The organism is Treponema bryantii (genome assembly GCF_900113965.1).
GTDB classification, from domain to species: Bacteria; Spirochaetota; Spirochaetia; order Treponematales; family Treponemataceae; genus Treponema_D; species Treponema_D bryantii_A.
The window spans coordinates 221,962-235,829 of the sequence record NZ_FORI01000004.1 but is presented as its reverse complement, the minus strand read 5'-3'; the positions used below and the strand labels follow the sequence as shown (position 1 = coordinate 235,829).

At 37.7% G+C, this 13,868-nt stretch carries 9 protein-coding genes; 1 reads left to right on the top strand and 8 read right to left on the bottom strand.

Features of this window, described 5'->3' with window-relative positions:
• Positions 1-42: 42 nt before the first annotated feature.
• From BM161_RS07050 to trpS, 7 genes are all read right to left on the bottom strand, one after another.
• Positions 43-1,869 (bottom strand): ABC transporter ATP-binding protein, encoded by a 1,827-nt coding sequence (locus BM161_RS07050; RefSeq protein WP_074931300.1) that lies wholly within the window; start codon positions 1,867-1,869, stop codon positions 43-45.
• Positions 1,866-3,707 (bottom strand): ABC transporter ATP-binding protein, encoded by a 1,842-nt coding sequence (locus tag BM161_RS07045; RefSeq protein WP_074931299.1) that lies wholly within the window; start codon positions 3,705-3,707, stop codon positions 1,866-1,868. The genes BM161_RS07050 and BM161_RS07045 overlap by 4 nt, the downstream gene beginning before the upstream one ends.
• Before the next feature lie 104 nt (positions 3,708-3,811).
• Positions 3,812-4,546, bottom strand: a complete 735-nt coding sequence (locus BM161_RS07040; RefSeq protein ID WP_218150242.1) for a sensor histidine kinase — start codon at positions 4,544-4,546, stop codon at positions 3,812-3,814.
• Between the two features lie 86 nt (positions 4,547-4,632).
• Positions 4,633-5,712, bottom strand: coding sequence for a substrate-binding domain-containing protein (locus BM161_RS07035; protein ID WP_074931298.1), 1,080 nt, complete (start codon positions 5,710-5,712; stop codon positions 4,633-4,635).
• A gap of 17 nt (positions 5,713-5,729) precedes the next feature.
• The gene (locus tag BM161_RS07030) at positions 5,730-7,814 is read right to left on the bottom strand and encodes a methyl-accepting chemotaxis protein (RefSeq protein WP_074931297.1); all 2,085 of its coding nucleotides are present in this window, start codon (positions 7,812-7,814) and stop codon (positions 5,730-5,732) included.
• Between the two features lie 109 nt (positions 7,815-7,923).
• On the bottom strand, positions 7,924-8,631 hold the full coding sequence (locus tag BM161_RS07025; protein WP_074931296.1) for a LytR/AlgR family response regulator transcription factor: 708 nt from the start codon (positions 8,629-8,631) through the stop codon (positions 7,924-7,926).
• A gap of 93 nt (positions 8,632-8,724) precedes the next feature.
• A complete protein-coding gene (trpS, locus tag BM161_RS07020; RefSeq protein ID WP_074931295.1) occupies positions 8,725-9,825 on the bottom strand; it encodes a tryptophan--tRNA ligase in 1,101 nt (366 codons plus the stop codon).
• Positions 9,826-9,985: 160 nt separating this feature from the next.
• Here trpS and BM161_RS07015 point away from each other — a divergent pair, with 160 nt between their 5' ends.
• Positions 9,986-11,335 carry a bifunctional folylpolyglutamate synthase/dihydrofolate synthase gene (locus BM161_RS07015; protein ID WP_074931294.1) on the top strand — a complete coding sequence of 450 codons (1,350 nt, stop codon included), beginning with the start codon at positions 9,986-9,988 and terminating at the stop codon, positions 11,333-11,335.
• Here the strand turns inward: BM161_RS07015 and BM161_RS07010 are convergent.
• Complete coding sequence (locus BM161_RS07010) at positions 11,316-13,841, bottom strand: DUF1266 domain-containing protein (RefSeq protein ID WP_083425709.1); 2,526 nt, start codon at positions 13,839-13,841, stop codon at positions 11,316-11,318. The two genes, BM161_RS07015 and BM161_RS07010, sit on opposite strands and share 20 nt — an antisense overlap.
• Between the last annotated feature and the right edge of the window lie 27 nt (positions 13,842-13,868).

Here is a 13,868-nt window from a genome sequence, read left to right as displayed (position 1 = left end):
TGTGGTTTCGATACAGCCTACGGCCTACTCAACCACCGGAGCTTATGCATAGTACTGAGCCTGTGCATTCCACAACTCGCTGTACAGTCCCCCCTCCTTCATAAGCTCTTCGTGGCTTCCGCTTTCAATAATTTGGCCTTCGTCAAAGACCAGAATGTTATCACAGAAACGGCAGCTCGACATTCTATGGCTGATATAGATTGAAGTCTTATCCTCAACCATCTGATCAAAGTGCTGGTAGATTTCGTATTCAGCAACAGGGTCTAAAGCCGAAGTCGGTTCATCAAGAATTACAAATGGAGCATTTTTGTAAAGAGCGCGGGCAATTGCAAGCTTCTGAGCTTCACCACCTGAAATCTCAACACCGTTTTCTTCGTACTGATAAATATTTGTCCGTATGCCATCCGGCATTTTTGCAAGGCGTTCTCCAAAACCCGCTTTATCCAGACATTCAATTACCAGTTTTTCATCATATTCATCGCTGGAAGCAACATTCTCACCAATTGTTGCAGAAAAGAGATTAAAGTCCTGGAAGACAACGCCAAAAAGCTTTGCATAATCTTTGTAATCATAATAACGGATATCAACACCATTCAAAAGAATCTGACCTTCAGTAGGCTCGTAAAGACGGCACAAAAGCTTTATGAATGTAGTTTTACCGGCACCGTTTTTTCCTACCACCGCAGTTTTACTTCCCAGCGTAATTTTCTGATTAACATGGCGCAGTGCGTAAGTTTCTGTATTCAGATATTTGAAGGAAACATCGCGGAATTCAATTTCAAAAACATTATCATCGCGTTTTTCTGTTGGAATGGTTCCTTCGTAGCGCTTGTTTTCAATTGCCATGTAATCATAAAAATATGCAAGATACTTACTTTCAATATCAAGCTCTGTAAAAATGCCGGCGATATTTTGAACGCTCTGAGCAAGATTCGTATATGCACCTACATACTTCATTGAATCACCAACACTAATCAACTTAAACACAGCTTTTAGACCTACATAAGCATAAGTTACAAACTGAAGAATCACATTTACAACTATTGGAATCCAGGAAATTTTCAGCAGTTTGTCACGCAGAGTATAAAACTCATTTTCCATATTATCACTTGCCTGGCCCACTTTAGCTGAAAGCATTTTCTGCATATCATAAAGGCGGATATATTTTCCAAGAGAATAATTAAAAACCATTGTAAACCAGTAAGAATAACGTCTGTTCCATACAACATTACGTTCAAAGAAAGACTGCTGAACTTTTGCTTCCAGCTTTCGGTCTAACATATTCATAACAGTATTCATACCAATTGCAAGAATCAGTATAAAAACGCTGTACCACTTATTTACAAAATTACCGATTCCAGTAAGCCCTGCAGAAGGAGCTGGAATGAATACAGGAACCAGGAGGATGATTGAATAAATGATTGTTACAATATTCTGAATTCCAGCAGCAAGATTAGTACAGAAGGATTGTATGCCTCCCCGGCTATTCATTCCTTCCTGTGCCTTTTTTATCATATCCAGAGTTTCGTGTTTTTCCAGAATATCATAATCAATTCTGCAGGTTTTCTCGCTTATCATCTGATTTATTTTTTCATTTAATACCTGCTCTCCAACAGTTATAAATGCCTTCATACCCCATTCAAGAGCATTTAAGATTGCAGTAGATGTAACAAGAATTAATGCATATTTCATAATCAGACTGGCTGGAGCACGCTGAATCAGAAGATCAATAATCTTACTAGAAAAAATGATTCCGACAAAAGGCTGAGCTGCAGCAATCACTCTTGAAATAAACACAAGGCTTATATAGCCGCGTCTGAGGCGGTGAATTAAAGAAAGTACTTTTCGGATTGTATTTGAATTTTTCATGCCAGTTCCTCCTGATTAGCTTTTTTATCTTTTGTTGATTCTGCGTAATAATGGCTCTGGATATCAAAAATTTCGCGGTATTTTCCGCCTTTTTCCATAAGCTCCTTGTGACTTCCCTCTTCTATGATTTTTCCATTTTCCAGAAAAAGAATTCTGTCGCAAAACTTTGTACTTGCAAGTCTATGTGAAATAAAGACTGCAGTTTTGTTATTTGCAAAACGGTTATATTCTTCATAGATTTTACTTTCTGCAATCGGGTCTAAGGCAGAAGTTGGTTCATCAAGAACAAGTAATGAACCGTCTTTGTAAATTGCCTTTGCAAGTAAGAGCTTTTGAATCTCACCACCCGAAAGCTGAACTCCATCATCATCAAGTTCCTGAGTAATGTAGGTATCTTCCTTGTGAATAAGAGTATCAACTTTTTCTAAAAGGCCTGCCTTTTTAAGACTTTCTTTTATCCTTTCGCGATTCATATCTTTTTCATCACAACTTGCAACATTCATTGCAATTGAAAGAGCAAAAGGATTTGTATCCTGGAAAAGCACACTGATAGTTTTCATATATTGCTTTACGCTCATTGAAGAATTCCAGAGAAGCTTTCCATCCACAAAAATCTGACCACTTACCGGCGGATACAAACCGCACAAAAGCTTAACAATAGTTGTTTTTCCAGCCCCATTGTTTCCAACCAGAGCAATTTTTTCTCCGGCCTTAATTTTGAAAGACAAATCTTCAAAAATCTTTTTATCGCTTCCTTCGTAATTAAAGGAAACATTTCGGAATTCAATTTCAGGAGGATTGCTGCTACTCTGCTCAGCAAGCGGAGTTCCAGCATCGGCTCCATCATCCTTTAAATCTTCCAGAGCCATAAAATCATTATAATCATTAAAGGCATGACTTGCGGCCCGGAGATTATGAAAAGTATTTGATAAACCATAAATCCAGTTTGCAAAACCACTTACAAGTCCCAGATAAAGAGTAAAAGTTGCAATATCAATCTGGCCGGAAAGAACTTTTCCTATAAGCAGCGAATATGCCAGTAAGTCACGTGGAAACATAAAAAGGCAGTCTGCAATTGTCGGAAAATACCAGTGAAGAGAAACTCCCCTCTGATTTTTCTCAACAGCTTTTAAAAGCTTTTCAAATCTCGAATGAAACCAGCCTTCAAGTCCAAAGATTCGTATATCCTTTCCGGCACTAACATTTCTAATGCTGTTTTTTATGTAATTAATTTTACGGAATATTACAGAACGTTCTTCGCGGTGCTTATCAGAGTATCGTATGGCCCATTCACGGCAGGCAGTATCTACAACAAACATACCAATTGTAATTGCCATAATTTTCCAGTCCAGCATAAAAACCGCAGTTCCATAAGTGAATAAACCAAAAATAAGAATTATCAGCTCCATGCTCTGAAGCATAATATTTTCAACACCGCCCCAGTTACCGCTGATAGCATCAGACGCTTTATCCATTATCTTATGCTTTGGTTCCGGCTCAATATTCATATAACCGGTAGTGAGACTTTTGTTAAAGAACTTGAGCATAAAGTCACCAAGACGTGTAAAAATTCTATAGCCTTGTAAGAAAGAATTGCAGAAGCCATTAATCATGTTAAGGGCACAAACAGCAAGCAAAACTATACCTAACGATGAAAAAAAGTATTTTAGGCTTCCACTTGTAATTCCCCGAATTGCAACAGCCGGAATTACAGTATAACTGATAGGAATTAATACCCGGGTAACAATATGCAAAAGCAGTAAGAAAGGAGAAGCCGGATATCTTTTAAAGACCGCTTTGTATGCGATGCAGGTGTTTTTAAGACTTGTGTTTTTCATTTTTATCTCCGTTTACCTCATATTTTAAGATGGCTACAAGGTAACATAGTTATATAGTCTGAATAAAAAAAGAACACGAAATGCAATAATTGGTGCATGAAATGTTAAAGCGGTAACATAACCTCAGTCGCAAAAACGCCCGGTTCATTTTTACGGTTTACGTAGCCGTCGTATTTTTCTGTGATTTTATCAATTCGGCGGAGGCCGAAACCGTGTTCGCCCAACTTGCTGGTCACTAATTCTGACACGCGGCGGCGTTTTCTCTCTTTTGTTGAATTTATAACTGAAATATAAAGCTGGCTCTTAAAAAGTCCAATGTAGACGCGGATAAAACGTGGAAGATTCGGTGCATCTTTTTTCATCTTTTCGCAGGCTTCAATTGCGTTGTCCATAAGATTTCCGACAATGGCACAAAGATGCACGTCGCTCACAGTAAGCTCCTGCGGCACCTTGGCCGTGCAGTTTACATCAATTAAATTTTTGCGGGCAATGCTGACTTTGGAACTCAAAATTGCGTCCAGGCCAACGTTGCCGGTGCGGATTGCAATATCGATACAGTCTAAGTCTTTTTCGAGATTGTCTAAATAATCAGACAATTCTTCTTTCTTCCCCATGGAAAGCAGAGCTTTTATTGCCTGCATGTGATTGTGATAGTCGTGACGCCAGGCCCTCATGGTCTGGTAGATATTCTGAACTTCATCGCGCTGCTTTTTAAGAACTGAATCCTGAAAATCAGACAGGCGTTTGTCATATTTTCTTTTGAGAATAAGAATTGTTATAAATACGGAAATACAGATGCTTGCCAGGGCCACAAGTACAAACGTTATTAAATTGTTCACATAAATAATTATACACTAAGAATTATAAGATTTCATTGAAAATCTTTATAATTTTTGTACTTACAGCCCTTGTAGAACTTTAGATTCTATTTTGTGACAGGAAGGAAAGGTACGATAAAACACTGAGCCAGCACACTCTTTTCTGTAAGAGGCTCTTCTTTTGTAGTTTCCTTTGCAGCCGAAAGTCCACCCTGTGTTGTATAGTTTTTTGCATTTCCGTTTTTCATGCATTCCCATACAAGTTCAAGAGCGGTAGCTGCCTGAGCACTTGCATCCTGAAGTACTGTTCCATACAGCTGATTGTTTTGCAGTGATGCCATACCAGCTTCTGTAGCATCAATACCTAGAACAGGTACTACAAGTGCCGTACCATCACCGTTAGCATCAACTGTAGGCTTAGACGGATCATCAACTAAATTGTGGCTTAAAAGTGAATCTACTGCGCCAAGTGCCATCTCATCATTTTGTGCAATTACAACATCAAAAGCAGGATTATCTCCTTCCAGCCATAAATCAAGATACTGACGGGCACTGGATCTGTCCCAGTTAGCACCAAATTCTCCCAGAACGCTAACCTTGTAGCCAAGTCTTGACAGTTCTTCCATAACACCAACTTTTCTGTAAATTTGTGCAGGATGTCCGTATTCTCCATTAAAATATAAAACCCGAAGATTTTTGCCCTGTAATTTGCCGGGATTTTTTTTGAAGTAGCCGTCTATAATCTCTGCCTGAAATTTACCGGCATCTGTTTCCGGAGATGAGGCATAGAAGAAGTTTCCGCCGGCTTTTAAGGCTTCTACTGTAGGAATAATATTTGAAAAAGCGGCAGAGCCTCCCTGAGAACTTATAATTTTTGTAATCTGTTCGGTTAGATCTGAGTTATAGGCAACAAATACAAAGTTTTTTACACCATTCAACAAAAGGGTTTTCAACTGATCAATTTGAATTGCAGCATCATTGTTAGCAGAATATATTTGAACCTTGATATCATTCTTTTTAGCAAAATCTTCAATTCCCTTTTTGTAGGCACTTAAAAAAACATCGCTGTCGTTTCGCAAAAGAACTCCAATTACTTCCTGGTCTGAAGCTGATTTTTGACATGCAGTAAAAGAAATCAAAGAAAAAGCAAGCAGTATGGTTGCTGTAAGATTAAATAATTTTTTCATTCCAAGCCCCCTGAATCTTAAACCTTAAACTGATCTACCTGATTACCGATTTCAAGAATTGAGTCATACATAATCTTTGTAATCTTATCCAAAGACTGGCCTGTTTCAGTAATCTGTTCTGTTGTGCTGGAAATAATATCCATGCTTTCTTTGATTGCAAAGGTTGCTGTCTGCAACTGTCGGATTTCTGTAAGTATTGCCTGATTTCCTTCTGACATTTCTCTGGAAGCGGTTCTTACTTCAAGAGTAGAATCATTCATAACGCTGAGGGCATTACCAATCTGACGGGAACCTTCGGCCTGTTCTTCCATTGCACTTTTAATATGATTTACAAGTTCATCAGTACTCTGGATTTTATCTGTAACAGAAGTAAAGGCCTCGCTTGAAGCCTGAGAAGCAGAAACTACGCTTTTGATTGAATCAAGAATTATTTTAAGCTGATTACCGATTGTCTTTGACTGGTCGGTAGAAGTTTCTGAAAGCTTTCTGATTTCATCTGCAACTACGGCAAAGCCTTTTCCTGCATCACCAGCGTGGGCAGCTTCTATTGCAGCATTCATGGCAAGGAGATTTGTCTGTTCTGCAATGCTTGCGATTGCTTCATTGGCTTCCTGAAGCATAACAGACTGCTGTTCAATCTGGCTGATTTTTTCATTTACATCATGCTGTCTTTCTGTTCCAACAGCCGAGGTTTCTTCCAGTTCCACAAACTGATCTGCCATTTTTCGCACAGAGCCATTTACTGAATCAATATTGCCAATCATTTCTTCTACAGCAGCAGAAGCCTGGGAAACACTGGTAACCATCTGTTCAATCATGTGTTCAAGAGACTGAATGTTAGAAGCAATTTCGTTAACGGCTCCGGCAGTCTGGTCTACAGAAGCCGACTGATTAGAAATACGCTCGGAAACTGTTTCAATATTAGAGAGAATCTGATTATTAGAATTTGCAGTTTCCTCTGAGCAGACATGCATTTCTTCACCAGCAGCAGCAAGCTGGTCTTTTGACTTTTTCAGCTCACGGACAATATTCTGAAGTTTTTCTGAAAATTTATTAAAGCCGTCAACTACAGAGCCGATTTCTGTTTTTGAATCAATCTGAATTCGCTGACTTAAATCTGCATGCCCCGAAGCAATTTCATTGATTGATTTTTCTACAACGCCAAGAGGTTTGAGCATCACTCCTGAAACAAGAAGAGTAAAAATTGCAAGAATTATAATTGTAAGGAGGGATATTACAGCATTTGAATTTCTTAATGAATTTCCAGTTTTGTATACCTGAGCTTCAGAAACTGAGAAAACAAGAATCCATGGAGTATAAGCAATTGGTGTATAGGCTACAAAAGTATTTCCTTTTATCTTTCCCCAGTCTTTTGCCCAGCCGGTACCAATTCCTCCGTTTGCAGCTTTTTTCATAATCTCAATTACAGAAGAATCATTTGAAGCATCAAGAAAATTATGATTCATTACGATAGAATGATTTGCATTTGCAACCAGCATACCATTATCTGCAATAATCCAGGTTTGACCGCTTTCTCCAAGCCGGATATATTCAACCATATTTTCAAGATTTTCCAGTGGAACGACTGCAGCAAAAAGTCCAAATATTTCTCCATGAAGTTTTGCAGCACAGGCAATGTGGAAAACAATTTTTCCGTTTTTATCTTTTACAGGATTATCAATATAGCTTGTTTTTCCATTTCTCATAATCTCTTTATAGAAATCCAGATCGGCTATATTTTCACTTTCGCCAATATCGTTATAAGCTATACCATTTTTTCCCGCATACAAAACTGAAGAAAAATAAGTTTTTCTGTTTCCGTTATGCTCTCTCAGCCAGTTTATAATCTGCTGATCATCTGCTGTAGTAACAACATCTGCGTTTGAATAAAATGTCATTTGATTCATGTATTCACTGATTTTGTTTGCAATCGCCAGAGAATATGCGTTGGTAATCTGAGTACAGTCCATAGCATAACTTTCTGCTGTTGATTTTTTTGTAAAAGAAGAAATCAGTATACCTTGAATTACATTCATAACAAAAATAAGCCCGACAAGTACCCAACACAAAATTACTGAAATCTTAAAGCGTTTTTTTGCCATTAGATATAACTACTCCTTAATATTTATATTACATGCCTTTTTGTAATAATGCAAATATTCCGAAAATTATTGAGAAAAAGAATAAAATAAGGATTAGATCTGTGAAATTTTATTTCTTAAAGAAGTCGATAAAGGCCTGGTTTAATTCTTTATATACCCCGCGGGCAACCGGCAGAGACTCGCCTTCATCAAGTATACAGTCTGTGCGGGTAATTTTTGCTACATGAGAAAGATTTACTAAAAGCCCCCGTCTAAGACAGAAAAATCCCCGTCCCTCAAAGGCTGCCGCAGTTTCACTAAAGCCTGCCTTCCATTCGCGTTCAAAATTAGTTCCCTTCAAAAAGACATAGTGACCGCGAGCTTCAATGTAAATGATTTTCTCAAAGTTGATTTTTTCAAGATCTGCCCCCTGGCCAAGCATAAAGAAGTCTTCGCATTTTTTTTGACACTCAGTAAAAATATCATCAAGCAGCTTAAAAAGCAGATCCTCTTTGACCGGCTTTAAAATATAGCGCACTGCCCCAACCTCATAGCCTTCAATTGCATAGTCTGGAACACCTGTTATAAAAATGATGACTGAATCACAGCCTCGGGCGCGGAGTTTTTTTGCCAGCTCCATACCGTTCATATTCTTCATCTGAATATCAAAAATCAAAAGGTCATAGGGAGCTTTATCTTCACTTTCAAAAATAAACTGTTCGGCTGATATATAAGTATCTAATTCAAGTGGGCAACCACGAGCGGCTGCCCACTTATTTATGAGAGAAGTTTCAAAATCTAATACAACTTTTTCATCTTCACAAATCGCAATGTGCATGGCATTAAATCATCCGCTCGATAAATCTCGCGAGCATTTCTTTGGATAATCCTAAACGACAGTCCCGATGGACTGTCGTTTTTAACGGATTCTCTATATGAGCATGTTCATGCAAGAACGTACTTCTTCCAGGGTCTTAATACCAATCTCGCGGGCTTTAGCAGCACCATCAAGCAGTACCTTTCTGATATACTCCGGATCTTTTTCAAGACGGGCACGTTCTTCGCGCAATGGGCGGAGCTTTTCGTTGAGTGCTTCTGTAAGAGTTGCCTTGAGCATTCCGCCACCGCCATCACCGATACGTGCAGCAATTGCAGCTGGCTCTTCACCAGTACAAAGGCTGATAAGCATAAGAAGGTTTGCAACTTCCGGGCGGTTTACAGGATCATAAGTGATGTTGCGGTCCTGGTCTGTCTTTGCCTTTTTGATAAGCTTTGCAGTTTCATCCTCTGTTGCGCTCAGCATTACAGCATTTCCGCGGCTCTTAGACATCTTCTGACTTCCGTCAAGGCCGAGAATCATAGGAGTCTTAGAAAGCAGGGCCTGTGGCTCAGGGAATACAGGTTCCTTACCCATATCTGTACAGAACTTTTTGTTGAAGCGGCTTGCAATTGTACGGGTCATTTCAAGGTGTGGAAGCTGGTCTTTTCCTACAGGAACAACATTTCCCTTACAGAAAAGAATATCACAAGCCTGATGAACAGGATAGGTATACATTCCGGCATTTACGTTTTTAAGACCGGCAGATTCAATTTCTTCTTTTACAGTTGGGTTGCGTGACAACTCAGCATTGCTTACAAGTGTAAGAAAAGGAATCATCAGCTGATTACACTCTGGCACATAGCTGTGAGGGTAAATAATTACATCCTGCTTTTCAGGATTGATTCCCGCAGCAAGATAGTCAATTACAAGCTGCTTTGTATTCTGGCTGATTTTATCAAAAGCATCGTGGTCTGTAAGAACCTGATAGTCCGCAATAAGAATCATTGTAGGAACACCCATATTTGCAAGGCGAACACGATTCTGCAGAGAACCAAAATAGTGGCCGATATGCAAAAGTCCAGTTGGACGGTCACCAGTCAAAACACGATATTTTTTAGGATTCTTTGTTAAATCTTCTTCGATTTTGCGGCTGCGTTCCAAAGCTGCCTCAAAGCTCTTGTTTATGTCTGTGTACTGAATTTCTTCACTCATTTTTTATTCCTCATTTCTAACGTCATGCTGAACTTGTTTCAGCATCTATTGAATAGTTATTATAAAGAGAAACACTCTTTATATCAATAAAGACCTTCTATAACAAAGTGTTCTTTTTTTTATAATGACATAATTCCATAAAATAACTATAATACACTCCGTGAATGCAATAGACGTATTTCAGGAATGGTTAAACGATTACCTGAATTTTGAACATACTCCAAAAAAAGAAATCTTCTGGCTCGACACCATCGATTACCTCTGCAAACGCTTTGATAACCCACAGGATTATGCCCCTTGTATTCACGTTGCCGGCTCAAAGGGAAAAGGTTCAGTTTCACGCCTCATTTCCTGCATTCTCGACGAAGCCGGCTACAAGGTTGGACTTTACACTTCTCCACACATTACAGACTTCCGCGAACGCATCTGCACTCCTACAGGATTTTTTTCAGAAGAGATTTATGAAAAAACTGTAAAAGAGCTCATGCCGAATATTGATTCAATCATCCCGGAAAATCTTCCTGCAGAGCGTCCTCTTACCTGGTTTGAACTTGTTACTCTCTATGCATTCCTTACTTTCCGTAATGCAGATGTAGACTGGTCTGTTTTTGAAGTAGGACTTGGCGGTCGCTTAGACGCTACAAATGTAATCCGTCCAAAACTCTGTTGTATCACTCCAATCGAACTTGAACATACCGAGTTCCTTGGCGACACCCTTGAAAAAATTGCTGCGGAAAAAGCTGGAATCATCAAGAACTGTACACCAGTTGTTATTGCACCACAGCAAACCGAATCAATCAAGATTGTACTCCGTGAAAAAGCAATTACCCGCCATGCGCCATATTATTTTGTAGATGACTTGATTACATCTTCCTTCTATCATTTCAATGGCGGCAACAAAAAAATGACAGTCCACTTTGAAAGCGAACTATTTAATCGTCCAATAGAAACACAGATGCAGCTGCTGGGTAAAATGCAGGCCCAGAATGCCGCAATGGCCGCAATTGCAATCAAAAAACTTCTTCCAAATCTTGATGAAGGAATTATTGAACGCGGACTTGCAAAGGCAAAGCTGCCGGGGCGTTTTGAGATTCTTGAAAATGTAAAAGGCTATACAGAAATTCCTGCTGTAATTCTCGACGGTGCACATACTTTAAACAGCATCCGCCTCACAATTGATACTTTGAACAAGCTTTTTGGCGAAAGAAAAGTTTCATTGCTTTTTGCCTGCGCCGCAGACAAAGATGTAAAAGATATTTCCATGCTCTTCCGATACCGTTTTGAGCACGTTTACGTTACCCGCCCAGGCGAGAAAAAAGAATCAAATCTTGCAGGTGAAATTGAAGCCTTCACCCACGCAGAAATCAAGTTTACCGCAGACGCAGACTATAATATGATGATAAAAAAAGCCTTCGAAGAGTCTGCCGCCAACGGCAACATCCTCCTCGTTACAGGCTCTTTCTATCTTGTTTCAGAAGTAAAACAATATCTTAGTTCTTGTAATTGTTGATTTTGTATCTTATATCTTCCGGTAAAGACTGATAGTATTCAAAGAACTTTTCACTCTGACCACTGTATCCCAGTGCCATAAGATAAACAATCTGAACCTCAAAATAAAAGTTACTTTCATGATCAACTGCATCAATTAAATCAAACGACTCTTCAATGTAAGAAATCAGCTCATCATAATTTTGAATTCTATATTTACAGAGCATTCTAATATGCCAGATGAACACAAAACTTTTTGCTTCCGGGTGGTTATTTTCATATTCAATAAGCTTTTCAAAAGTTTCTTCTGTTTCATCTTGATTATAAATATTCTGAAGTTTTTCCCATTCCTTTGCTTCTTTTGTAGGATAATAAGCGCAGTCTCCATAACTCATTATTTCTTTATTTGACTTTTTTCCATAAAATTTTAAATCATCAACACAAATAAAAGCCTTTGAACACTTCATGAAATATCTTGCTAAATCGACTCTGGAACTATATGAAGAATCAGACAAACCAAAAAATCCCCGGCCAGCTATGTAATGGTAAATATAATCATCCCAGCTAACATACGATTCCTGGATTCTCTTAACAACAGGAGTCATCAATACTTTCGCTTCTTCTTCGGAAATAAATCCGGCACCAATGCCCCATCTTAAAAGTGCAATTTCACGGCCATCATCCCAAGCACGAATACCATTCTTTCCTAGAACATCTTTTTTGGCATCTACAAAAAAAAGTCGAGTTACACTAAGAACACTAAGCTCTTCCAGTTTGCCAATTTCTATTGGAGTTTTATCCGGATACTTTTCAAGTAGTTCCAGTAATTCCATATAGCTGCCATTATGACCACCTTCTTCAAGTTCATTAAAGGCTTTTATAAGACTTTCATAATCAATAACATCCCAGTCATTTTTTAAAATTGCTTTTCCACTGCTCCAGTTTTCAAATCTTATTCTATTACAAAAATCTAAATGAAACATATGATTGGTCTGAAATATATTGCTAGAGAAAGCAATTGCATGTTTTTCAAAATCATCAAGTTTGTCCCAATACTTTTTATAATTATCTTCAAAATATTTTTTCATATTTACAGAAGCATAAGGCTCCTGCTGAGTATTTATTATATTATCAATAATAGTATAATCCGGCTGAACAGGCCTGATCTTTTGATATAACCCTTCTACTAAAGTTCTGTCATTAAAAGTATTGATATATGAATTGATTATTTCCAGCCCTTCTTCTACATCAACTTTTCTGTCTTCAATCTTAAAAGTTTTTAACCAGATTATATCCATTGAATCTTCAGCAGGATTATAAAACGAGTATTCGATCTGCAAAGCATCTTGTGTTTTTCCGATGAATTTAATTTCATCAACAGGAATACGGTAATCTGTAATTCCATAAATAACCAGATCTGCACCAGCTATTAACACATGGATATTATAACAGATATTGTCATACATTCGGCCTGCAATATAGTGTGAATAAAAATCTTCATAAGAAGCATAAGAACCAAGAACTCTATCTGCAATCGGAACCGCTATATTCATTGATTCTTCATAAGTTAAATATCCAGCTCCAATTCCAAGTCTTAGCAGAATAAGCTTATAAATTTCTTCCAGCACTGAAATTCCATTTTCGCCTAATCGTTCTGACATATCTTTTACAAGAAATAATTTTGAAATTTCTGGTCTTGATAAATTATGTTTAAGTCCTATTTCAACAGGATTTTTTTCAAGATCAGAATTTAAAAGCTCTAAAAAGTTTTTATATTCATATACAAGCTTTTTTTGATGAGAATTGTCCAGACAAGTAAGCAGTTCATCCTTCGAGTTAATATTGTAATCTTTACTTAAAACTTCTTCCGCATTTGCGCCCTCTCCAATTGGCCTTGTACAACTAAAATTATAATCTCCAAATCCTGTTAATTCATTACAGGTAATTGCAACAATCTTTTTCTCATCTTCTGATAAAGCATTCCACTCGCTGCGATGTTCGTTTTCAAAAAATTCTTTAGGAACAAATCCTTTTCCATCTTTATTGTAATTGATTTGAAAACTGACAGGCTTCGAAGAATCTCTCTGATCATCATTTACATAATCTGGAAAAACTATTTCTAACTGATACTTACCTGCGACAGCCATTATTTCATAATGTACTTTAATTGGAGAAAAATAATCACTTGAGATTTCTCCTAAATATTCAAATGTTTTAAAATCATTACATTTTTCAAAGGCAGAAAGAATCTGAGAATAAGTCATATCCCAGTTAAAAAGCTTATTCTCAGATAAATATGGTGGAATATCTACATTAGAAATTTCTGTGGGTCCAACCTTTAACTCATTTAGACCATTTTCTTCTGTAATAATTTGAGTAAAGTTTTTTCCTTGAATTTCCGGAATCTGATTCTGTTCTCCCCATTCTATAGTTTCAGGGATAATCCAGTGTTTCAGAAAAAAAGGCTGTTCAGCAGTTACAAAAAAACAAATAAAACAAAACGATAATAAAAAAAACAATTTTTTCATATTTTAAGTATAGTATGAAAAAATTGT

What these genes read in the sequence shown, in the direction of transcription:
- BM161_RS07010 (WP_083425709.1), bottom strand. Translation starts at nt 13,841, where the DNA reads ATGAAAAAATTGTTTTTTTTATTATCGTTTTGTTTTATTTGTTTTTTT.
- BM161_RS07045 (WP_074931299.1), bottom strand. Translation starts at nt 3,707, where the DNA reads ATGAAAAACACAAGTCTTAAAAACACCTGCATCGCATACAAAGCGGTC.
- BM161_RS07035 (WP_074931298.1), bottom strand. Translation starts at nt 5,712, where the DNA reads ATGAAAAAATTATTTAATCTTACAGCAACCATACTGCTTGCTTTTTCT.
- BM161_RS07050 (WP_074931300.1), bottom strand. Translation starts at nt 1,869, where the DNA reads ATGAAAAATTCAAATACAATCCGAAAAGTACTTTCTTTAATTCACCGC.
- BM161_RS07030 (WP_074931297.1), bottom strand. Translation starts at nt 7,814, where the DNA reads ATGGCAAAAAAACGCTTTAAGATTTCAGTAATTTTGTGTTGGGTACTT.
- trpS (WP_074931295.1), bottom strand. Translation starts at nt 9,825, where the DNA reads ATGAGTGAAGAAATTCAGTACACAGACATAAACAAGAGCTTTGAGGCA.
- BM161_RS07025 (WP_074931296.1), bottom strand. Translation starts at nt 8,631, where the DNA reads ATGCACATTGCGATTTGTGAAGATGAAAAAGTTGTATTAGATTTTGAA.